Raw genomic sequence first — 22,858 nt, forward strand, 5'->3', positions numbered from 1 at the left:
CTGTTCAACCTGGCGGTGTAGGGGTCCGGGTTCGTAGCCCGGCCCATCACCAGGCGGCCGACACCCGCAGATGGGCGCCCTCGAACCGATCCCGCCCGAAGTGGTCCAGGTCCCAGCGGAGCCCGGCCGTCACCTCGAAGCCCGACCGGAACCGGTGGCCCGCTTCCGTGATCAGTCCCTGATTCTGCGCGGTGAGCCAGGGCGCCCGGGAGCCCGCATCGCGGTCCAGAAGGACATAGGCCAGGCGGCTCGTCCATCCCGCCTCCGGGTACCGGACGAGGGCCGCCCGGGCGAAAACCCCGCGATCTCGGTGCTCGCGGCGAGCGCCCCCGGCCGGCGTGTGCCATTCAGGTCGCCGCACCCGTGCCAGCTCCGTCTCGACCGCCCACAGCGGGTTCAGGCGGGTCCGTGCGCGGGCGCCCACGGTCACCGTCTGCTCGCGCAGAGTGAAGCCGAGCCCGCTCGCGGGGGCCCGCCGCTCGGTGTCCGCCCTCGCCCAGGTGCCGTACAGCGCCAACGCCACGCGCTCGAGCGGCGCGACCTGGAAGAGTGCTCCCAGGAACGCGACCTGTTCGAGCTGGGTGAACGGGGCCCGGCCGGTTGCCGGAAAGGTCACCTGTACCTCGCTTCTTCGGCTCGATCCCGCGTGCAGCTCCGCTCGCCAGCCTGACGCCGCGGCCCTCAGGGTCGTGCGAGCGGCGAGGGGAGCCCCCGCGTAGTCGTAGTGGGCGTCCACGTCGTCCGCCCTCACTCCCAGGCCCTGGAAGATCGCTTCGTTGAAGGCGTCGAGCGCTGCGAGGCGCACCTCCAGCGCCCAGCTCCGGTCTTCCCTGTCTCTCCAGGAGCGTGCCAGCGCGACCTCCACGTCTGCGGACGGCTTGAAGAAGTGGACGCCGAGCCCCACCTGCACGGTCCACGGCGTCCCGAGCATGTCGCGCCAGCGCACGCCGACCCACGGGTAGTCGCGCCGTGCCGAGAGCGATCGCTCTCGGCGGTAGCGTGCCATCAGGTCCACGGGGCCGGAAATGTGGGTCTCCTGGCGCCAGTCCACGACGTTGAGGATGTGCGGATTGTTGAGCGAGGCCCCGGCAACCCGAAAGCCGTTGGGCAGCTCGGCCCAGCGCGCGTCTTCACCGGGATCGAAGAGGCCCGAGCGGACATCCAGCTCGTACTCGTGGTCCATTTCAGGGTTGAACCGCTGGAAGATGCCCTCCTCTGCCAGACGGCCGTAGTAGGAACCATCACGGTCGAGCAAGGACAGCCACACCTGATCCGCCCACACCGCAAGAGTCGCGATGGCCGCCGAGTCGGGGTCGCCCGCGGGGGAAGTCGCGGATCGCTCTGCGTCCGATTGGGCGTGGAGCGACGGCACGGCCAGGAGGGAAACTCCGGCCAGTACGGCGGCCAGACCCAACGCCCCCCAACCACCCAATCCCGGAGGAGGGCCCGCGTCCCTGGCTTCGCCGCGGCGCATGCTCGTCGGAGTCCACATCGGGACCTACCCCGCACGCTTGAGCAGCCTCCCCGGCCGCGCGTCGGTCATCTCCCCCTCGTCGATGACCAGCGTACCGTTCACGAACAGGAAGTCGACCCCCTCCGCATAGCGCATCGCGTTCGAGCCGAATTCGGCCATGTCGCGGAGCTCGGCCGGGTCGAAGACCACCAGGTCGGCGGCCATGCCGGGCGCCACGATGCCGCGGTCGTACAGGCCCAGCCTGCGGGCGGCCAGCGAAGTCATGCGGCGTATGGCCTCCTCCAGGGTGATGACCCCGTCCTCGCGCACGTACTTGGCGATGACGCGCGGGAAGGCCCCGAAGGCGCGCGGGTGCGAGCTGGCGGTGGATGCCGGATTCACCGGCGAGGCGTCCGTGTCGATCATCACGAACGGGGCTCGGAACGCCGCCCACTTCTGCTCCTCGTTCATGCTGAGCGGGTTTACGCTTACGCCCCCGGCCTGCACCAGGTCGAAGAAGGCGTTCCAGGGATCCGTTCCCAGCACCTCCGCGGCCTCGGCCACGGACCGGTTGATGACGTCCGGATTCACTTCGTCCGACGCGGCCACGATGAGGACGTTGTTCCAGTCCATCCCCACGTGCTGATACCAGTTCTCCCACTCGGAGTCGGTTTCGACCTCGTTCCTCAACTGCGCGCGCAGATCGGGGTCGGAGAGCGTCTCCAGGAAGGCCTGGGTGCCGCGGGCGTAGTGCCGCGGATGCAGGAATGACCCCAGCCCGATCCCGTTTCTCACATAGGGATAGATGTCGGCCGTGACGTCCATGCCCGCGGTGCGCACGGAGTCGATGAGGGCAAGCGCCTCATCCATCAGCGGCCAGTTGCGCTGGCCCGCCGCCTTCAGGTGGTAGATGTGCACGGGCACGCCCGCGCCTTCGCCGATGGTGATGGCTTCGCGGATGGCTTCGAGCACCGCGTGGCTTTCGTTGCGCATGTGCGTGAAGTAGACGCCGCCGTATTCGCCCGCGACCGAAGTCAGGGCGATGAGCTCCTCGGTGCTCGCATAGATGGCGGGCGGATAGATGAGAGAAGTGGACACCCCGACGGCCCCGTCCTCCATCCCCTCGCGCACCAGCTCCCGCATTTCCTCGAGCTGCTCGGGCGTCGGCGCGACATCCTCCACGCCCAGGACCACCCGCCGCACCTGGGTGAGGCCGACGTCGTGCACCACGTTGATGGGGATGCCGTAGCTCTCCATGATCGTGAAGTACTCGGAGTACCTGCGCCAGCGCAGCGTGTCGCCGTCGATGACGGGCGGACTCTGCTGGGTTTCGGCGCTCTGGGGCGCGGGCGAGCCCCCCTCGCCGGAGAGGTAGGTGGTGATGCCCTGGCGGAGCTTGCTCTCGGCGCTCGGAGGATCGGTGATGAGCACCAGGCTGCCCTGGCCCATCATGTCGACGAAACCGGGGGTGACGACGCGATCGCCCGCGTCGATGGTCCGTGCGGCGGCGCGGCCCGAGAGCCGGCCCACGGCGGCGATGCGGTCCCCGCGCACCCCCACGTCCGCCCGGAACCAGGGGTTGCCGGCGCCGTCCACTACGCGCGCGTTGGTGATGAGGACATCGAAGGGAGCGTCGGCGGAGGAGGACCCGTCCCCGGCTTGCAAGCAGGCGCCCGCCGCGATGCTCAGAACCGCGACAAGGGAGGCCCGGCAACGGGATGAAAAGCGTTGGCGGCGTTCTTCCATCGGATGCCTCCGGCTCGATTGCGTGACCCGGACATCGTAGAGAACGGGCGCGGAGCCAGCCAGACCGGCACGTTGTAGTAGATATCGCTGCGCCGTGCGCTACTTCTGCAGGAGTCGCCAGCGTGGCCGACCCCCAAGTCGACACTATTCAACACCAGATGTCAGTACCCAACCCTAACCCGGATTCGGCGCATAACGACGTCCTGACGTCGCTTATGGACGAGATCCGCGGGGGATCCGAGCCCGCCCTGGGCCGGTTGATGGACCTGTGCTGGCCCGAGCTCGTGCGCTACGCGGCGAGCCAAGTGGGCGATGCCGACCTGGCGCGCGACATGGCCCAGGAGGCGTTCATCCAGGTCTGGGAACGGCGGCGCGGATGGCGTCCGCGGGGCTCCGCGCGGGTCTACCTGTACCGCATCGTACGTCATCTGGTCATCGACGAGAAACGCAGGCGGGCGGTGCGGCGGCGCTGGCAGGACCGGCAGGGGCGCGACGATGCGATGCGGGGCGGACAGGCCGCGACACCAGCCGACGTGCTCGACGCCAGGCTCCTGGCCGACAGGTTCCGGGCCGCGGTGGCGTCACTGCCCGGCCGCCGGCGCGAAGTGTTCGAGCTCGTCTTCCAGCGGGGCCTTTCCCACGCGGAAGCGGCCGCCGTGATGAACGTTTCGGCGCAGACGGTGGCGAACCAGATGTCGACCGCGCTCAGGACGGTTCGCCGGGCGGTGGCGGCCGATGGCTGAGGCGAGCTCGTGTCTCGTTCGGATAGTAGCTGGCGGCGCGCCGTGCGCTTGTCCGGTGTAGGACAACGGTTCCCGGTGGGAACCCCGGGAGGATCGAGAGAGATGGACGAACTGCTGCTACAGTATCTGCGCGGCCGGACAACCGCCGACGAAAACCGGTCGGTCGAGGCGTGGCTCCGCGAGACCCCGGACGCCGAGGCGGAAGTGAACGACCTCCGCTTACTGGTGGAAGCCGCGCGCGCAGACGACCTGGAGGTGGAGCCCGGCGCCCCGCCCTCGACCGACATGGTGGTCCGCGAGGCAGAAGCCCGGAGAGCCGCCGCCATCCGGCGCGCAGACGACCGGGCGCGCAGACGACCCGCGCGCTCCCGTTTCGGCCTGTTCGCGGGCTGGGCCACCGCGGGCGTCTTCGCGGCGGCGGCCCTGGTCATCTGGGACGCGCGGGAACCGGCCGCGAGCGGCACCGGCGGGGGCAGTCTGGCGTCCCAGGAGTTCATCACGGCGCCCGGCGAGACCGCGATGGTCCGCCTGGGTGACGGCAGCGTGATCCGCCTGGGTCCGGGCAGCCGGATGCGTAACGTGGACGGATCCGCCCGGGCCGTCGTCCTCGAGGGCGAGGCGTTCTTCTCCATCGCCAGCAATCCGGCACAGCCGTTCCGGGTCACCACCGCGGCGGGCACCGCGCGCGTCCTCGGAACGCGCTTTCATCTGACCGCCCAGCTCGACGAGCTCCGATTGGTCGTCGTCGAAGGAACCGTCGCGCTCGGAACCGCGACCGAGGAAGTCCAGGTCGGCGCCGGGCAGGCGGCGAGCATCATCGAAGGCCGCCCCGGCCCCGTTACCGCCGCGCCCCCGATCGAGGAGGCGGCCGCGTGGCTGGAGGGCTTCATCATCTTCCAGGACACGCCGTTGGCCCTCGCCATTCGGGAGGTCGAGCAACGATACGGCGCGGAAGTTGCGGTCGAGGATGCCGTCCTGCTGGAGCGGACGCTGACCATGTGGTTCACTTCCAGGTCTCTGGACGAGGTCATGACCGTCATCTGCAACGTCATCGATGCCCAATGCAGCATCGGTGACGAGGGAGTTCGGATGCGGCTGCGCAACACGGACGAGGGTCGATGATTCCGGAACGGAAGCGCACGATCCGCCGGATCATCTCCCCATCGATCGCGGGCGCGCCCATGCTGATCGCCGCCGTCATCCTCAGCCCCGCAACTGCCACCGCCCAGGACACCGAGCTGACCGCACTCAGGGGCGAGATCGGAGTCGATCCCGAGCCCGGAACCCTGCTCGCCGCCGCCGCCCGCCTCTCCATCGACCGGATGCCTCTGTCCGAAGCCCTGGTCCAGCTCGCGCAGAGTTCCCGGATCCAGATCGCCTTCAGCCCCAGCCTCCTCCCGCCGGACCGCGTCGTCGACTGCGCCTGCGCAACACGGAACGTTGCGCGCACCCTGGACCGGCTGCTCGACGGCACGGAGCTGGGGTACGTGGAACTGGGCGCCCAGGTCATCATCGTGCCCCGGGCGGCACGGGCAGCGTTGCCCCTGGATGCGACCCTCAGCGGCCGGGTGCGCTCCGAGGTCGAGGTCCCGGTAGCCAGCGCGACCGCCCGCCTCAGGCTGGCGGCGGACTCCACCGTCGAGAGCGTGACCGGCACCGACGCCCTCGGCTTTTTCGCCTTCCGCGACCTCATGGCCGGCCGCTACCGCCTGACCATCGGGCGCATCGGCTACGCCCTCCACGATGAGGTGATCGAGCTGGCGCCGGACACGGACCTCGAGCTTGAGATCTCGCTCGCGGAGGAGGCGATCGAGCTGGATCCCGTGGTCGTCGAGGCCCGCCGCAGCCGCCAGCGGGCGCGCTTCGAGGAATCGGCGGGTATCACGGTTCAGGAACTGAGCGGGGAGGAGCTCAGGAACCTGCCGGGGCTGGCAGAGCCGGATCCGGTGCGGGCCGTGAGCATCCTCCCCGGCGTGACCCGGGTGTCCGATTTCACCGCCGTCCTGAACGTGCGGGGTGGTTCGGGCGATCAGAACCTCTTCCTGATGGACCGCGTGCCGTTGTTTCATCCCTACCATCTGATGGGGATATTCTCGGTCTTCAATCCGGACATGGTCGAGCGCGCCGAGCTCCGGTCCGGAGGCTTTCCCGCGGAGTTCGGAGGACGGACATCGTCGGTGCTGCTCGTGGAGTCCGACGTGGGGGACGGCACCCTGGGCGTCGACGCCGGCCTCGGCCTGATCTCGTCGCGCGTGGCGGTGCGGGGCGGTCTCGCGCCCGGGATCCGGGACGGCCTGGGGCTCGCCGCCGCGCGCTGGAAGGTCTCGGCGCGCCGCAGCTACTGGGACCTGGTGACCAGGCTGACCGACTCCGCATTCCCATACACCCTTGCGGACCTCCAAGCCGTCTTCGAGGGCTGGACCAAGGGGGGCGACCGGGTGCGCATCAACGCGTATTCCGGCCGGGACCGGATCGATCTTCGGGAACTCGAGTTCCTGTTCACGAGCATCGAATCCGTCGTGGACGATGTTGGGGACAATCAGGACCCGGGCTGGAACGTCCGATGGCCCTGGGGCAACGATGCCGTCGGCGCATCCTGGACCCATCTCATGCCCGGCGGAGGGACGCTCGAGGTCCACGGCGCATACTCCCGCTTCGGAGCCCGCTTCAACTTCACCGAATACGAAGACACGCGGATCGATACGGAGATCGGCCAGTCTTCGGTCGGGGCCGATCTTGAACTCCGTCCTACGTCGCGCATGCGATGGAAGTCGGGAGTAGCGGCCGCCCATCGGGAAAGCCGCAACGTGTCCGAGGGCGTTCCCCCCAACTTCCAGAACAGCGAGAGCAGCGGCTGGGAGTCGAGCGCGTACACGCAGTTGGCCTGGACCCCGAGCCGCCCGTGGCTGCTCGAGGCCGGGCTCCGATGGGACGGCTGGAGACCGCGGGCGGGCCCGGCCGAAGCCGTGCCGTCGCCGCGCGTCGCCGTCAAGCGTTTCCTGGGCGGCGGCCGCTGGGCGGTGCGCGTGGCCGGAGGACGCCAGACGCAGTTCCTGCACTCGCTGCGCGACGAGCGGCTGCCGATCGGCATGGACGCGTGGGTGCTGTCGGGCGAACACGTGCCGGCCGTGATCTCCGACCAGGTCCAGGCGGGCGTGGAGGGCTTCTTCGGCAGCGACCGCGAGTGGTTCGCGTCCGCCGAGGGCTACGTCCGCACCTTCGACGGCGTGGTCGCTCAGAACTGGGCCGACGATCCGACGGATCCGGCGGACGATCTGCTGACGGGCGACGGCCGCTCCATCGGGATCGACGCCCTGCTGCGCAAGGACGCGGGAAGGACGCGAGGGTGGGTGTCCGTATCGTTTCTGAAAGCCACGCGGTCGTTCGTGGACACGGATTCGGGCCTGCTGCCCCCGCCGATCATCGAATTCCCGCCGATCTTCGACCGGCGCCTCGAGATCGACGTGGCCATCCAGCGCGATCTGCCCTGGGGCGTGGAGGCCGGCCTGCGCTGGAACCTGGGCACGGGCACGCCCTACACGGCCCAACTGGCGAGATTCCGCAAGTACGAGCAGCGGCTGACCGACCTGCGCTATGACTATGCGAGCGTCAGGACCGCGCTGCTCGGACCCAGAAACGGGGCCCGACTTCCCGCCTACCACCGGCTGGACGTCAGTTTGCGCAAGACGCTGCACCCAGGCTGGGGCACCCTGTCGCCCTACGTGAGCGTGATCAACCTCTACAACCGCAACAACGTGTTGTGGCGTCAGCGCCACTACAACCGGGGGAACCTGACGGCCCTGGATAACCACATGCTCCCGATCCTGCCCACCCTCGGCGTGGAGGTGTCGTTCTGATGGGCGCCGGGGCGCGGGATCACGATGCGGGCCGGGCGGCACTCCCGCGGTCGCGGATGCGGACCGGGCGGTCCCGGATGGGCCCTGCCGGGATACGTCTCCTGCTGACGCTGCTGGGGATGATGGTCGGTGCTGCTGGCTGCGACGTGACCGACGTCCCGACGGGTTCGGGACAGAAGACGCTGGTCGTCCTGGCCACGGTCGTGCTCACCATCGACCCTGCCGAGCCCTCTCGGATCGACACCCGGGCGGTCGTGGTGGTCAGCGAGGCGTATCAGCAACTGCTGACGGAAGTGCCGGGCGCTGCCGTGCGCATAACCGGCGCGTCCGGGCGCTCCCTGTCGCTTGCGGCGGAAGAGGATCCGTTGGGGGCGTGCACGGTGCTGCCCGAGGATCTGTATGGGGAGGACGGGCCCCTGGGCACAGTCGGTTCCTGCCATACCGCCGCTGCGCCGTCCGCGGTATTCGCGCCCGGCGAAGTGCTCACCCTCGCCGTGACGACGCCGGACGGCGCCGTGTTGAAGGGGACCAGCCGCATGCCCGACGCGTTCGTACCGCAGGGTCTCTCGGTCGAGGACGGACGCTGCCGGGTGGAGCCCGGCTCCGGCTATCGCTTCGCGTGGGCCCCCGTCGACGGCGCCTGGGCCCATGTCGGCGAGGCGGAGATCACCGGCCTGAGCCCGAGCCTCTGGTCGTCGTCGGATCCACTGTACCTGCCGGTCACCGTGCTCGGCCGGGGACGCGACGTGACCGACATGGTCTTCCCCGGGGACTTCCTGCTCGAGTTGCTGTCCGACGTCGACAACGTGGAGCTGCATCGCACGCTGGACGCGGGGCTTCCCGGCGGCGCACGCGCCGAGGTCACCATCGCGGCCCTGGACCGCAACTGGGCCAACTGGATCCGGGAGGGCCGGCTGAACATCAACGGCGAGACCGTGGTTCCCTCGGTTTTCGGCGACGGCACCGGGATGTTCGGAACTTCGGTGCGCTGGAAGGTCGAGGTGGAGTCGCGCGCGGCGGAAGGGGCGGGGGACGTGCCCCTGTGCGGGTCGGGAGTGGCGGGCTGATGCGCGGCGGGGGCAGGGTGATGCGCGGCGGGGGCAGTCGCCTGATGCATGGCGGGGGCGCGCTGATGCGATGCGGGGTCCAGTTCGCGCCGATGCTGCTCGCCGCCTGGCTCGCGGGAGCCTCTCCCCCGGGGCTCGTTGCGCAGGACACTCACGACGTGGCGCGCCTCACGGGCGAAATCGGCGTCGACCCCGAGCCCGGCAGCCTCCTCGCCACCACCGCCCGGCTCTCCATCGAGCAACTGCCGCTCGCCGAAGCCCTCGTCCGACTCGCGGAGCATTCACGGGTGCAGATCGCCTTCAGCCCCAGCCTTCTCCCGCCGGACCGCGTCGTCGACTGCGACTGCGCAACAAAGAACGTTGCGCGCACGCTCGACGAGCTGCTTGCCCGCACCGACCTGGGCTACGTGGAGCTGGGATCCCAGGTCATCATCGTGCCCCGGGCCCCGCGGGATGTGCTGCCCATGGATGCTACCCTCGGTGGCCTGAGGGGAGCGGGGGTCGCGGTCGCGGCCGCGGATGAGCCGACCGCTGCCCCGGCGCCGGAAGAGGCAGCCGCCTCGGACGCCTACCTCGACGAGACCGCCCGCCGGCTGATCGTGGGTGCGCGCGCCGCCCGCGAGGCGGCCTTGTCGGACATCGCGTCCTATACGGCCGTCGTCAGGGAGCGCAATTCCTTCGAATTTTCGATGCTGGTTCGCGACCGGCCCATCGTGCGGCGGGAGTCGGCCACCCGCGTTCGCTGGTCGAGGAACGAGCCCACGGTTCTGCGGGTGCTGGGATCCCGCATGGAAGTCGGTGGGCAGCGCTTCAAGTCCGGCCGGCCCGAAGGGCTTGCGGCACGGTTTGCCGCCGATCCGGCCCGCGATCCGTTCAGCCTGTTCATCGTTTCCGGCCTGGGTCCACGCGCCGCCGAGTCGTGGTTCGTACCCACGGTGACCCCGCTCGACGAGGGCGCGGAGCGCTTCTACCGGTTCCGCTCGGGAGACACGATTTCGGTGCACTTCGCGGGACGTTCCGTACAGGCGGTGAGCGTGACCGCGCACCCCCGCGCCCAACACCTCGGGCTGGTCTTCGCAGTGCTGTGGATCGACCCGGAGACCTCCGGGGTGGTGCGGACCGCCTACCGCCCCGCCAAGCCCATCGATTCCGAGTTGAGTTTTCGCCGCGGGAGCGGCTCCCTGCTGGACATCGAAGAGGTATATCGCGGCACCGCGCTGGGCGATGTCGAGGTGCCTTCCCCGCCCCGTCCGGGATTGTTCGGCCGGATATTGAACTACGGTCTCAACGCGGCAATGGGCCCGGGGCTGGAAATCGGCGTGGCGGTAGCGGTTGTCGACTATTCCATGTGGAACCTCCGCTACTGGCTTCCGAGGCGCGCGACTTTTGCACATTACATCACCAGCGGAGACCAATGGGATGCCGAGGACTCCGATAGGGTCACGGTGCGGGGGTTTCACGACTGGGAGTTCGACATCGAGCAAGTCTCAACGGGCGCCGCGGATCCACCGGATCCCGCGCGGGCGACCGCGGAGTTGGTCGAGTCCTGGCGCGAGGAGGGAGACACGGTCGTGGTAAAGGACGGTTCGCAACCCGACTCGGGGACCGTGGTGATCGTGGGGCGCGACTGGCGGGCGCTCGGCGCAAGCGCCCATCTGCCTCCATCAATCTGGGAGGATCGCGAAGACGGACTGTATGGGAGCATGGTCGACGAGGCCGGCGAAGTCCTGGATTCCATCGGCATCGCCCCCGGTGCCGGCGACCTGGAAGGCGCCGGGACGGATCCGGACATCCGCCAATGGTATTTTGAAGCGCCGGTATTGACCCCGAGGCTCATGCGCTACAATCCGATAGAGGGTCTGTCGGTGGGCAGCCGGCTGATCCGCGATTTCCCGTGGGGACGGGGCGCGCTGACGGTACGGACGGGAACGCGGCGGCGCGAACCCAGCATCGACCTGGCCGCGGAGTACGGCCGGACCGGTCCCCGCGTGCGATTCTCGCTCTACCATGCGCTTCGGGAATCGGGAGGAACCGTGACCTCGCAGCGTTCGCCACGTTGGGCGTACGTGGCCGATCCTTCCGACTACTACGTCGTCCGCGGAGCCGCCATCCACCTGCTCCCTCCGAGGAGCGACCGATCCTGGACCTCGCTGAGCCTGTTCTCCGAGACGAACACCACGCTGGACGGCGACGCGCGCAGGCGTCACGGAGTCGATCTGTTCTGGAGGCCCTGGTGGGGCGGCCTCACCGGACGCAGGGTGAACGGGGGCGCCGACATATCGCTGCGGGGACTGGTCGGCGACTATCCCAACGTCCGCCTGTCGGTCACGGGCATGCTGGTCCTGCCCCTGCCGGCCGACCTGTCGATGGCGCTCGAGGCCGGTGGCGCGCGCGTCGCTGGAGACCCCGCTCCGGAAGAGATCTGGAGGCTGGGGAGTTCCGGTGACTGGCTGCGCGGCTATCCCCAGACCGTGCTGAGGGGAAGACAGGTCTGGAGGAGCCGGATCGAGCTGCAGCGCAAGGTCAGCCTGGTTGCCCTCTCGGTCTTCCACGACTGGGCGAGGGTGGACGGCGGAAGCCTGCAGTCCGCGGGGCTTGGCGTGTCGGTGTTCAACGGCTTTCTGCGCGTGGATGTGGCACGGCCGCTTGCGCCCTGGTGGTACCCGCACGGAACCCGGGTCCCCGGGAGGCCGCGGGCGGGCGTTGACTGGGCACATGAGCCCGCGTGGCAATGGCATTTTCGTACGACGGCGCCGTTCTGATGAGGTTCGCACCCGGGGGATCCGTGTCGCTCAGGATGACGGTGCTGGCCGGCGTGATTCTCATCTGCGGGTATGCACTGGTGCGGTGGATGGGCTTCTTCAACGACGGTCACGGCGATGTCGCCACCCGTCCGCCTTCGGGGCCCGGTGTCGTCGACCCGCTGAACCGGGCGATTCTGATCGAGGGCGGCACATTCATAAGCGGCAGCGACGACTGGGACACGATCGTCGCGCCGGGCAGTCCGTACTCGAAACGGGACGAGTATCCGCGTCCGCGCACGGTCCGGAGCTTCTGGATGCAGGAGCACGAGGTAACGAACGAGGAGTATCGGCGATTCGACGCGGGGCACGCGTTCTCGAGCGGGGAGGAGCGCCATCCGGTCGTCAATGTCACCTGGCGGGAAGCCATGGCCTACGCCATCTCCGTTGGTGGAAGTCTGCCAACCGAAGCACAGTGGGAGTTTGCGGCGAGAGGCTCCGAGAGACGGAAGTACCCGTGGGGCAACTCGGAGCCTGCGTGCGACCGGGTGCACTACGGCTCCTGCGACCCGAGGGGCCCGATCGAGGTGATGGCCCGGCGGGAGGGCGCAACGCCGGAAGGCATCTACGACCTGGCGGGCAACGTGGCGGAGTGGGTAACGCCCATCTGGTTCGATCCGGGGCGAACGCCCGTGAATGACGACTCGCGCAGATTGCGGGGCGGCTCGTTTCTTTCCCCGCCGTTCGCCCTTCGCGCCGCGGACCGCGTCAGGTACCTGCGCTCCGGCTTCGAGTCGGAGGACATAGGGTTTCGCGTGGTGTGGCCGTTGGAGGGCGCGCGGGACTGACGCTGCCGTTGGCGATGCGCACGCAGCTCAGCTCGTACGGGTTCGACGGGCCCGGGCGCGCGGATGGGCTGATGGGAACCGCGGGTCTTGGCGATGCCGTCCCGGTGAGGCATGTTGGAGCCCATGGACCAGAGCACCGCCGTCCGCCCACCCGCCCACGCCGCCGCCTACGGGGGCCCGAGCTGGCCCGCCCGTGAAGCCTCCCTCGCCGATGAGTTGGGGTCGGTGTGGTCCCGGTGCGGCATCGACAGCGAGTACGCGACCCTGCAGGCGGTGTTGCTGCATCGCCCGGGTGCGGAGCTCTTCGAGGTCGAAGACGCCGACGAGCACCTCATGCTGGAGGCCCCGGACGCCGCGCTGTGCGGCGCGCAGCACGATGCCATGGCGGATGCCTACCGGGCGAACGGCGTGCAGGTCGTGTACGTGGATCCGGGCAGCGCGCCCCCCAACCAGATGTTCTGCGCCGACCTGTTCGTGATGACGCCCTCGGGGGCCATCGTGGGGCGTCCGGCATCGACCGTGCGGGCGGGCGAGGAGCGCTGGATCGCTCGCCGGCTGGCCGACTGCGGAGTGCCGATCCTGCGCAGCGTGGGCGGCACGGGCACCTTCGAAGGGGCCGACCTTTGCTGGCTGTCGCCGGGCGCGGCGATGATCGGGCGGGGCCTGCGCACCAACGGCGAGGGCGCGGCGCAGGTGGCGGCAACCCTGGCGGAGATCGGCGTCGAGACGCTGGTGGTGGACCTGCCGCACACCTCCATGCACCTGATGGGCGAGGTCCGCTTCGCCGACCGCGACCTGGCCTTCGGCCGTCCCGGCCGGATTCCGTGGACGGCGCTGGAGGCGCTCCGCAAGCACGGCTACCAGGTGCGCTTCTTTCCCGACGACCACGAGATGGTGCGCGGTTTCGGGCACAATTTCGTGACTTTGGGACCGCGCAGGATACTGATGCCGGAAGGATGCCCCATCCTGCAGGCGGCCTACGAGGACGCGGGAATCGAGTGCGTCACTGTGGAACTGGGAGAGATCCACAAGTGCGCCGGCGGGATCGGGTGTCTCAGCGGGGTGGTCACGCGGGCGCGGGTCGCGGGGTGACGGAGGGGTCGCCTGGGCCCGCCACCCTCAAGCGCCAGCTCGGGGTCTGGAGCGCGGGCGCGATCCTGGTCGGCGCCATCATCGGCAGCGGCATCTTCGGGGTTCCCGCCGAGATCGCCCGCGAGGCCGGTTCGGTAGGCGCGATCACGCTGCTCTGGCTGCTCGGCTCGGCCATCACCGTGTGCGCCGCGCTCAGCATGTCCGAGCTGGCGGTCATGTTCCCCCGTTCGGGCGGCACCTACGTGTACCTGCGCGAGGCGTACGGTCCCATGCCGGCGTTCGTCTTCGGATGGACGCGGCTGCTGCTCATCCAACCGGCCGTGCTGGGCGGCATCGCGCTCATCTTCGCGGCCTACGTGGACGCGCTCTTTCCCCTCACCGAGGCCGGCGTGCGCGTCGTGGCCGCCCTCGCCATCGTCGTGCTGGGCGCCACCAACGCCCGCTCGGTGCTCTGGGGCGCGGCCGTCCAGAACGTGACCACCTGGGCGAAGGTGCTCGCCATCGTGGGCCTGTCGCTCGCGATCTTCCTGTTCGGCGACGGGAGCACCGGGGCGCTCGCCGGCGCGGCCGCCTTCGCGCCCGCCTCCTGGAGCGGTGCAGGGGTCGCGCTGATCGCCGTGCTGTGGGCGTACGACGGGTGGGGCGAACTGCTCTACGCGGCCGGCGAGGTCAAGGACCCCGGGCACAACCTCCCGCGCGCCCTGATCGGCGGCTCGCTGGTGGTGGCGGCCGTCTACATCCTCGTGAACGCCTCCTACCTGTGGGCCATGCCGGTCGCGGAGCTGGCGGTCTCGGAGCACGTCGCCTCGGACGCGGCCATCCGCATCTTCGGGCCGGTGGGGGCGTCCCTGGTGGCGGGACTGGTGGTGGTGTCGACCTTCGGGGCGCTCAACGCCACGCTGCTCGGCGGGCCGCGGGTGTTCTACGCGCTCGCCGAGGACGGCCTTTTCTTCCGGCCGGTCGGGCGCATCCATGCTCGGTGGGGAACCCCGGCGGCGGCCATCGCGCTGGTGACGGTGCTGGGGGTGGGGTACGTCTCGGTCAGAACCTTCGCCGAGCTGGTCCAGGTCTTCATCCTGGGACTCTGGCCGTTCTACATCCTGGTGGTCTGGGGCGTCTTCCGCCTGCGGAGGCTCAAGCCCGATCACCCCCGGCCCTACCGCACCTTCGGCTATCCCTGGGTCCCCTGGATCTTTCTTCTCGCCTCGATGGCGATGCTGATCAGCGCGTTCGTCGGCGCGCCCGGCTCGACACTCTTCAGCTTCGGCATCATCGCGGCGGGCGCGCCGGTGTACTATCTCTGGCGCCGCGGGGCATGAGCGACGCCGACACACGCCGCTCGGAGCACCTGCCTGAAGGAAAGATCCCACCCCGCGTGCTCCGCGAGGTGCTGCGCCGGCTCGGCGGTGGCGCCGGTCTCGATCCGGGGCCCGCATCCGGCGAGGATGCCGCGGTTGCCGCCGCCGGGAGCGAGCCGCGCATCGTGTTGGCGGCCGATCCGATCACCTTCCCGAGCGCCGACCCCGGCTGGCACGCCGTCATCGTGAACGCCAACGACGTGGCCGCGACCGGGGGAGAACCCCGCTGGTTCCTGTCCTCGATTCTCGTACCCCCCGGGACCGATGCGGCGCGGGTCGTACGGATTGCCGACGGCATCCGGACGGGCTGCCGCGAAGTCGGCGCGATCCCCGCCGGTGGCCACACCGAAGTCACCGCCGCCGTGCGTCACGAGGTCGTCGCCGGGGCCATGATCGGGGTGGCCACCCCGGAGCACGTGAAGCCGAGCGGCGGGGCTCGCGAAGGCGACCTGCTCGTCATCACCAAGGGCATCGCCATCGAGGCCACCGCCATCATCGCAACCGAATTCGCGGAGGATGTGAGCCGGAGACTCGGTGCCGAGTTCCAGGCTCGATCGGCCCGCTTTCTGCGGGATCCCGGGATCAGCGTCGTACCCGAAGCCCACATCGCCGCGCGCACGCCGGGCGTCCACGCGATGCACGATGTGACGGAAGGAGGCGTAGCGACGGCCATCCGAGAGATGGTCGAGGCGGCGGGGCTCGGGGCGATCGTCGAGGAGGCGAAGATCCCCCACTTCGACGAATCAGCGCGATTGATGCGTCGCTACGGCCTCGACATCCTCGGCGCCATCGGCTCCGGAGCACTCCTCGTCGCCTGCTCGGAGGCCGGCACGGACGGCCTCCTGCACCGCCTGGAGGACGCTGGCATCCCCGGACGAGTCGTCGGCCGGTTCGTCCCGCCCGCGCAGGGGATCGTGCTGGACCTCGGGTCGTCGCGGCGAGAGCTGCCGCGCTTCGAGGCCGACGAGATCACGCGTCTGCCCTGACGGCCGCTGTCAGGTGGGTCCGACTCTCTCGCGGTACGGCCGCGCCACCCTATCTTGAACCCACGCGGCCCAACCGCGGACCCCATGCCATCCCTGACCCCCGTGGGGCTCCGAGGCATGACACGGCCGCGCCCCTCCGGACGCCAAGGAGTTCTGCGATGACGACCCCTCGATCCATCACCCGCCGACTCGCCCTCCTGGCCACCCTCGCCACCGTCGCGTGCACCGGCACCAGCGACGACCCCGCCCCCGCAGCCTCCGCCGAATCCGAGGAAGAGATGATCGCCCGAGCCAGCGCGATTCACGAGCGCGTGATCACGCTCGACACACACGTTGACATCAACACATCAAACTTCACCGCCGAGCGCAACTACATAATGGACCTCCCGACGCAGGTCACCCTGCCGAAGATGGAGGCGGGCGGGCTGGACGTGGCGTGGTTCGTCGTCTTCACCGGACAGGGCCCTCTCGACGACGAGGGGTACGCGGCCGCCTACGACAACGCCATGGACAAGTTCAACTCGATCCATCGCCTGGTGGAGGAATACGCCCCGGACCGCATCGAGCTGGCGCTGACTTCGGACGACGTGCGCCGCATCGCGGCCTCCGGAGAGCTGGTGGCGATGATCGGCGTCGAAAACGCGTATTCCCTCGGTCTCGACCTGTCGCACATCGAACAGTTCCATGCACTCGGCACCCGCTACATGTCCCTCGCCCACACCGGTCCGAGCCAGTTATCGGACGCGCACTCCGGCGAGCAGGACGGCAACTTCCTGCACGGCGGCCTGAGTGAGATCGGACGCGAGGCGATCGCGGAGATGAACCGCCTCGGGATCATGATCGATATCTCGCATCCCTCCAAGCCCTCGATCATGCAGACGCTCGAGCTGACCCGCGCACCCGTGATGGCGTCCCATTCGGCGGCCCGCGCGCTCAGCGACGTGAGTCGAAACCTCGACGATGAGCAACTTCTGGCCGTGGGGGAGAACGGGGGTGTGGTGCAGACCGTCGCGCTTCGTCGCTTCACCAACCGCGATAAGGCCGAAACGCGCCAGCAGGCCATAGGGGCGCTTGCACGCGAGATGGCCGCAGAGATGGGCGTCGAGCTCATGGACGACGACGAACTCGCCGAGCGTTCGCAGGTGGAACAGGTCACGTACGCCGAAGCCATGGCCATGGCGCGGCGCCAGGCCACCGAGCGTGTCGACGAGTCCGGAACGGCACCCGACGTCGACGTCTCCGACTTCGTCGACCACATCGACTACCTGGTCGACATGATCGGCCTCGAGCACGTCGGCATCAGCTCCGACTTCGACGGGGGCGGCGGCGTGGAGGGCTGGGACGACGCCTCCGAGACCTTCAACGTCACCCTGGAACTGGTGCGGCGCGGCTACTCCGAGGAGGAAATCGGGATGCTCTGGAGCGGCAACCTGCTCCGGGTGCTCGACGAAGTGCAGGCCATCGCGGCGGAGATTCAGGCGGGAGAGGGATGATCACCACGCGGGCGCGCAGCCTGCCCGGATCTCATGACAGGCGCCAGGAGAACCCGGGACCGGTTACCGCTCGCTGATTCGCGCGGGCCCCTCGGGCCGCCGGGCCAGACTCCAGCTGGTCTGGTACACCAGCCTCACAACCTTCTCCAGCTTCTCCCAGTTGATGCGCTCCGGCACGTCGTCGCGCCGGTGATAGTCGGGATGGAGCCCGGTGTGGTAGAAGAGCGCGGGCACGCCTGCCTGCATGAAGGGCCAGTGGTCGCTCCGGCGCAGCAACTGGATGGGGTGGTTGTCGTAACGGAAGCGCATCTCGAGTCCGACGACCGCGTTCGCCTGCTCGACCTCGGACCTGAGATCCGCGCTGCGCGTCGTGCCCATGATGTTGATGGCGTTGGCGTTGGACTCGCCAGACTGGACGTCCAGTCCCCGGAAGCGATTGCCGCCGCCCACCACCACTTCCTCGTTCCGCCCGATCATGTCCATGTTGAGGACGGCCACGGTCTGCTCCAGGGGATGAAGCGGGTTCTCGACCCAGGCCCAGGCGCCCAGCAGGCCCCTCTCCTCGAAGTCCCACGCGGCGAGCAGCACCGAGCGCCGGGGACTCTCGCCCCTCTGCGCGGCCTCCTGATAGGCCTCGGCGATCTCGATCAGCCCCACCGTGCCGGATCCGTCGTCGTCGGCACCGTTGTAGACCACGGCGCCGTCGGTGCCTTCATGGTCGAAGTGCGCGCAGATGATGATCCATTCGTCGCGCAGCTCCGGGTCGGAGCCCTCGATCAGCCCCACGACGTTGCGCTCGGTGCGCGTCTCCCGGCGCACATCCGCGGAAATGTCGACTCGCACGCCCGGCAGCATCACGGGCTGGATTCCGCCCGCCGCCTCGGCCGAACGGGAGAGCTCCTCGAGGGTGCGCCCCGTGCCCGAGACCAGATTCTCCGCCAGCGCGGGGGAGATGCGCAGGGCCGGGATGCTGATGCGGTCGAGGCGGCTCGCGAGCGTGTAGCGGCCGATGCGCCGGGGGGTCGACGGCCAGTAGCCTTCGGCCTGGGCGCTGAAGTTGACCGGGCCGGGGTGGTTGTGGACGTCGGTGACCAGCAGCACGCCCAGCGCGCCCGCCGCCTCGGCCGCAGCGATCTTGCGGTACGCGGCCGCGGCTTCGGAGTTCACGAGGCCGTCGAAGGCGCTCCCGGGATCCGATTCGGCGGGTTCGTGGTCGACGATGAGGACGATCCGGCCCGCCACCCCGCGATAGTCGTCGTGCCCGAGCCCGGGCGCCGAGATGCCGAAGCCGGCGAACACCACTTCCCCTCCGGCGGTGCCGGTGCCGCTTTCGCGCAAGGGGTAGAAGTCCTGCCCGCGCTCCCGGGAGAGCGTGACCCCGCGGTCGAGCATCACCGTGAGGCGGTTGTCTTCGCCAACCTCCGTCTGCACGACGTTGAAGGAGTGGTAGTAGGAGCCCCCGTCGCCGACCGGCGTGAGCCCCAGCCGCTCGAAGCGCGACTTGATGAACGCGCTCGCGATCCGGCCCTCGGGGGACCCGGCCAGCCGGCCGCCCATCTCGTCTCCGGCGAGGAAGGACAGGTCGGCCCTCAGGTCGGACTGCCGGATCGTCTCGATGGCGGGCGCGGCTTCCTGCGCCACCAGTGCGGGAGAAGACGCCGCAAGGACCAGGCCGGCAAGCGGGCCGAAGGTCAGGATCGGGACAATGGACAGGATCGCCGCAATGGACGGGATCGGGGCGGCCGCGCGACGACCGGCGGCGGCGGATCGGAACCGGCGGAGAGTCGTGCTCGGCATCGGGCGAAGCCTCCCGTTGATGACGCCCCCTATCCCCCCAGCACGTTGAACTGCCGGGTGAACTTGACGATGACGGAACGGGCCAGCGCGCCGCTCTCGACGAAGCGCCCGCCACCGTGGTTCAGCCCCGCCGGGTAGTCGAAGCCCTGCACGTCGTTGTACACGATGAACAGGCCGGTCCCGGCCGTGTTCAGCCACCCGAAGCGCAGGTTGGCGGACCAGCTGTCCACCTGGTTCGAGTACTGCACCAGCGACTGCAGGTAGACGCGCGGGGTGAAGAAGTAGCCGAAGTTCAGCCCCAGCAGCACGGTCTCGAAGTTCCCCTCGGCAAGGCTCACGTCGAAGTAGTTGACGCGCGCCGATGTGCTGAACGACGCGTTCGGCCTGAACGTGACCGAACCGTCGCCGCCCCACCGGCTGCCGCTCAGGAAGCTGCCGATGTTGACGCTCGACGACATCGACAGCCGGGCCGAAGCGTTCGTGTTGAAGACCAGATTGGTCTCCCAGCCCCGGTACGTCCCCTCGGGCACGACCACATCCGTGCCGCGAATCCGGAACGGCTCGTAGAGCCCCTCCGTGACCAGGTTCATGCCGGTGTTGATCTGCGCCCCCGAGGGCCATTCCCAGTGCGTGTCGACGTGGAGGAAGGCCGACTCCTGGAAGCCCCGGTCAACGCCGGTCTTGCGGCTGTGGTAGGTGTTGTACATGACGTGGGGCCGGACTTCGCGGAGCCACGAGGGCCGGATCTTGTACATCACGAAAGCCTGGTAGTAGCGATACCCCCGGCGCGGCAGGAACCCCACCTCCGGGTTGAACCCCTCCCCGATCTCGCGGACGTTGGCGTTGATCTCGAGGTCCCGGCTGGTCCAGCCGGTGGAGAGATCCCAGCCATACTCGCTGCCTGCGGTTCCCGGTCCGTCGGTTCTCGACGCGAAGCTCGAGAAGGTGAGCGCCTCCCCGATGCCCAGCGCGCCGTCCATCGCCCAGGTGCGGTTGAAGTTGCCTTCAGGTCCGCCCTTGTTGATGAACAGGCCGCCGATCCTGGAACGATTGGGCAGCTCCCTGGCCAGCCGCGCCACCGAATACCCCTGCGGGTCCTGGAGCCCCTCGGCTCCACCGGTCTCGATGTGCAGCAGCCCCACGTTCAGCCCCGCGGCCCGGCCGGAGAGCCGCGCGCCCCCCCTGATCGGCACCGGCTGGCCCTCGGCGATGCCGATGGCGCGGCTGAAGAAGAGGTCCGCGCCTCCTCCGCCGACGTTGAAAAACCCGGCATTCTCGAGGAAGAACGGGCGCTTCTCCGGGAAGTTGAGACGGAAGCGCGTCAGGTTGAGCTGCTGGTCGTCGACCTCGACCTGCGCGAAATCGGTGTTGTAGGTCACGTCCAGGGTGAGCCCCTGGGTGACCTGGAACTTGACGTCGCCCCCTACGTTGCCGTCCTGGCCGAAGCCGGTCTCGGTGGCGCTGGTGTAGTCTCGAGCGGTCGAGCCCAGCACGTAGGGGGTCATGGTCGCCAGGCGCTGGAACGGAGGCCGCAGTCCTTCGAGATCGCCGGCGTAGTTGAGGCGGTAGAGGTTGAATTCGCGCGGCACCGGGGTCCAGAACGACTCTTCGTTGAGGCGCCGGATGCGCCGGGCCACGTTGAAGCCCCAGGCCTCCGCGTCGTTCCCGTACCGCAGCGTGTTGAAGGGGATGCGGAACTCGGCATACCAGCCTTCCCCGTCGGTCGTGGTCGCGACGGTCCAGCTGCCGTCCCAGTTCTTGTTGAAGCCGCCGCCGGAGCCCGACTGGAAGCGCTGGCGGGAGTTGAATCCGAATCCGCCGCCCCCGAAGCGGCCGCCGCCGCGCCCTTCGTTCGCAACCTGGCCGTCGTACTCGATGCCGGTCGGGGTGGTGCCGAAGATGAAGCCGTTCTGGTCGTCGTTGTACGTGTCCAGCACGAAGACGATGGCATCGCTCTCGGTCACTTCGAAGTCGCGGATGCGCTCGCCGTAGGTGATGTTTTCGGGCTGGCTGTCGAACGCCCACACGCCGACGTAGAGAGCCTCGGCGTCGAACACGACGCGGACCTCGGTGCGCTCACTGGCGGGCTGCCCGTCCATGGGCTCGCGCTGCGTGAAGCCGGTCATGACGGAGGCCTGCTGCCAGGCGGCATCGTCCAGGCGGCCGTTGACGATGGGCGCCTCGGTAACCTCGGTGGCGGTGGCGATCACCGGCAGCGGGGCCCCCGAGCCCGCGTTGCCATCCGACTGCGCGTTCTGGGCAAGCAGCGGCCCGGCTGCCAGAAAGGCGGCAACGCCGAGTGGAACCATGATGCCCGCACGGCGCCCTGCTCGTGTGGTTCGAGTGATCATCCGTTTCCCCCGGATTCCTGCGATGCCAGTGCCCCTGCCCCTGCCTTCAGCCATCCTGCGACCCTCCGCCGCGACCGCCACGCCACGCGTCCAGCGAGTACCTGCCCGGCCCGTTGGCGAAGAGGAAGAGCCACGTGAAGCAGTAGAACATCGCCAGCTCGCCCTGGTTCATGATGGGCCAGAACCCCTGCGGCAGGTGGGCGGTAAAGTAGGCCACGGCCATCTCACCCGCGAGAATGAACGCCACCGGGCGGGTGAAGAGCCCCATCGCCAGCAGCAACCCTCCCCCGAACTCAAGGATGCCGGCGACGCCGAATCGGCTCATCAGCGACTCCACCTGGTTGCCCCCGAGCGCCCCGAACAGCTTCTGGACTCCGTGCTGCATGAACAGCAGCGCCGCTACGATCCGGAGGACGTTGAGGGTCAACTCGTTGAATCCGCCGCGATTGGTGCCGCTCATCGTCTCCTCCGCCTTACAGTTGTCATCAGCCCTCGAGTGGCGACGTCTGCGCCAGCAACGCCGCGATCAGAATGACCACATGAGCGACGGTCAGCTCCCGGATCGCGTTGCGGCGCAGAGGCCTTGCCCCGCCGACGCCCCACAGCTTCGGCGTGAGAACTCTCCAGTTCACGGCCCCCAGGATCATGACGATCACCACAAGCCCGATCTTGGTGAGCAGGATGCGCCCATATCTCGTCGAGACCATGGCATCCAGCGATGCAACATGAAGCCAGGACGCCAGCGCGCCCGTCCCGACGAGCAGGGCGCCCGAGATGAGCGCGACTTGGGAAAAGAGCGGCAGGACCTCGGCAAGCAGGGCGTTTCCCCGACCGGTTTGTCGGCGTTCCCTGAGTTCGGCGATGAGCACGAAGAACAGTCCCCCGATCCAGCTTCCCGCGGCGAGGACGTGGACGATGTCCGCGGGAATCGAGATCCAGCGCAGGCCCTCCGTGGCCGCCGCGTGTCCGTTGAACGCGGGGAACGCGCACATCAGCCCCGCGAGCGAGCTTGCCACGATCCAGGCTGCGCGCCGGAACTCCGAACCCCGGCCGTCCGATGCCGCGCAGGCGAAGGCAGCGACCGTCACCAGCGCCCCGATCGCCATCAATCGCCAGCTCAACCCCCAGTCCGTCGACAGGAGCACCGAAGTGTCTTCCTGCCAGGGCACGAGCGGATCGCGAAAGCCGCGGAGCTGCCGCCAGAAGAGGAACCCGACACCCGCCACGAGCGCCGTCGAACCCACCAGCCCCACGGTGCGGGCCGCCGCAATGACGGAGTGACGTCGCCGCCCCAGAACCCGGGGCGCAATGAGCCAGCGGCTGGAC

General features: G+C 69.1%; 16 protein-coding genes. 10 read left to right on the top strand and 6 right to left on the bottom strand.

Annotated elements, in window-relative coordinates:
* Window positions 1-46 precede the first annotated feature (46 nt).
* Window positions 47-1,474 (bottom strand): hypothetical protein, encoded by a 1,428-nt coding sequence (locus tag OXU32_12930; GenBank protein ID MDE0074854.1) that lies wholly within the window; start codon window positions 1,472-1,474, stop codon window positions 47-49.
* 24 nt (window positions 1,475-1,498) lie between these two features.
* Window positions 1,499-3,199 carry a D-aminoacylase gene (locus OXU32_12935; protein ID MDE0074855.1) on the bottom strand — a complete coding sequence of 567 codons (1,701 nt, stop codon included), beginning with the start codon at window positions 3,197-3,199 and terminating at the stop codon, window positions 1,499-1,501.
* A gap of 122 nt (window positions 3,200-3,321) precedes the next feature.
* On the opposite strand from OXU32_12935, the gene OXU32_12940 reads away from it, so the two are divergent.
* From OXU32_12940 to OXU32_12985, 10 genes are all read left to right on the top strand, one after another.
* Entirely contained in the window at window positions 3,322-3,942 is a 621-nt protein-coding gene (locus tag OXU32_12940) for a sigma-70 family RNA polymerase sigma factor (GenBank protein MDE0074856.1), read from the top strand.
* 102 nt (window positions 3,943-4,044) lie between these two features.
* On the top strand, window positions 4,045-5,064 hold the full coding sequence (locus tag OXU32_12945; protein MDE0074857.1) for a FecR domain-containing protein: 1,020 nt from the start codon (window positions 4,045-4,047) through the stop codon (window positions 5,062-5,064).
* On the top strand, window positions 5,061-7,799 hold the full coding sequence (locus OXU32_12950) for a TonB-dependent receptor (protein MDE0074858.1): 2,739 nt from the start codon (window positions 5,061-5,063) through the stop codon (window positions 7,797-7,799). Before OXU32_12945 ends, OXU32_12950 begins: the two co-directional genes overlap by 4 nt.
* A 77-nt stretch (window positions 7,800-7,876) precedes the next feature.
* A complete protein-coding gene (locus OXU32_12955; GenBank protein ID MDE0074859.1) occupies window positions 7,877-8,866 on the top strand; it encodes a hypothetical protein in 990 nt (329 codons plus the stop codon).
* Window positions 8,866-11,628 (top strand): hypothetical protein, encoded by a 2,763-nt coding sequence (locus tag OXU32_12960; GenBank protein ID MDE0074860.1) that lies wholly within the window; start codon window positions 8,866-8,868, stop codon window positions 11,626-11,628. Before OXU32_12955 ends, OXU32_12960 begins: the two co-directional genes overlap by 1 nt.
* Complete coding sequence (locus OXU32_12965; protein ID MDE0074861.1) at window positions 11,628-12,455, top strand: SUMF1/EgtB/PvdO family nonheme iron enzyme; 828 nt, start codon at window positions 11,628-11,630, stop codon at window positions 12,453-12,455. The genes OXU32_12960 and OXU32_12965 overlap by 1 nt, the downstream gene beginning before the upstream one ends.
* A 123-nt stretch (window positions 12,456-12,578) precedes the next feature.
* Window positions 12,579-13,547 (top strand): arginine deiminase family protein, encoded by a 969-nt coding sequence (locus tag OXU32_12970; protein ID MDE0074862.1) that lies wholly within the window; start codon window positions 12,579-12,581, stop codon window positions 13,545-13,547.
* Window positions 13,544-14,866 (top strand): amino acid permease, encoded by a 1,323-nt coding sequence (locus OXU32_12975; GenBank protein MDE0074863.1) that lies wholly within the window; start codon window positions 13,544-13,546, stop codon window positions 14,864-14,866. The genes OXU32_12970 and OXU32_12975 overlap by 4 nt, the downstream gene beginning before the upstream one ends.
* Window positions 14,863-15,891 (top strand): AIR synthase-related protein, encoded by a 1,029-nt coding sequence (locus OXU32_12980; GenBank protein ID MDE0074864.1) that lies wholly within the window; start codon window positions 14,863-14,865, stop codon window positions 15,889-15,891. The genes OXU32_12975 and OXU32_12980 overlap by 4 nt, the downstream gene beginning before the upstream one ends.
* Window positions 15,892-16,049: 158 nt before the next feature.
* Window positions 16,050-17,384, top strand: coding sequence for a dipeptidase (locus tag OXU32_12985; GenBank protein ID MDE0074865.1), 1,335 nt, complete (start codon window positions 16,050-16,052; stop codon window positions 17,382-17,384).
* Window positions 17,385-17,447: 63 nt separating this feature from the next.
* Here OXU32_12985 and OXU32_12990 read toward each other — a convergent pair whose 3' ends face one another.
* Genes OXU32_12990 through OXU32_13005 form a run of 4 tightly spaced genes read right to left on the bottom strand, consistent with a single transcriptional unit; the run spans window position 17,448 to window position 22,776 of the window.
* Window positions 17,448-19,181, bottom strand: a complete 1,734-nt coding sequence (locus OXU32_12990; GenBank protein ID MDE0074866.1) for a M28 family peptidase — start codon at window positions 19,179-19,181, stop codon at window positions 17,448-17,450.
* A gap of 29 nt (window positions 19,182-19,210) precedes the next feature.
* Window positions 19,211-21,532, bottom strand: coding sequence for a DUF5916 domain-containing protein (locus tag OXU32_12995; GenBank protein ID MDE0074867.1), 2,322 nt, complete (start codon window positions 21,530-21,532; stop codon window positions 19,211-19,213).
* A gap of 46 nt (window positions 21,533-21,578) precedes the next feature.
* The gene (locus OXU32_13000; protein ID MDE0074868.1) at window positions 21,579-21,992 is read right to left on the bottom strand and encodes a DoxX family protein; all 414 of its coding nucleotides are present in this window, start codon (window positions 21,990-21,992) and stop codon (window positions 21,579-21,581) included.
* 25 nt (window positions 21,993-22,017) lie between these two features.
* Window positions 22,018-22,776: a CopD family protein gene (locus OXU32_13005; GenBank protein ID MDE0074869.1), complete on the bottom strand. Its 759-nt coding sequence runs from the start codon at window positions 22,774-22,776 to the stop codon at window positions 22,018-22,020.
* Window positions 22,777-22,858 lie beyond the last annotated feature (82 nt).

The organism is Gammaproteobacteria bacterium (genome assembly GCA_028819075.1).
GTDB lineage: Bacteria > Gemmatimonadota > Gemmatimonadetes > Longimicrobiales > Gaopeijiaceae > BD2-11.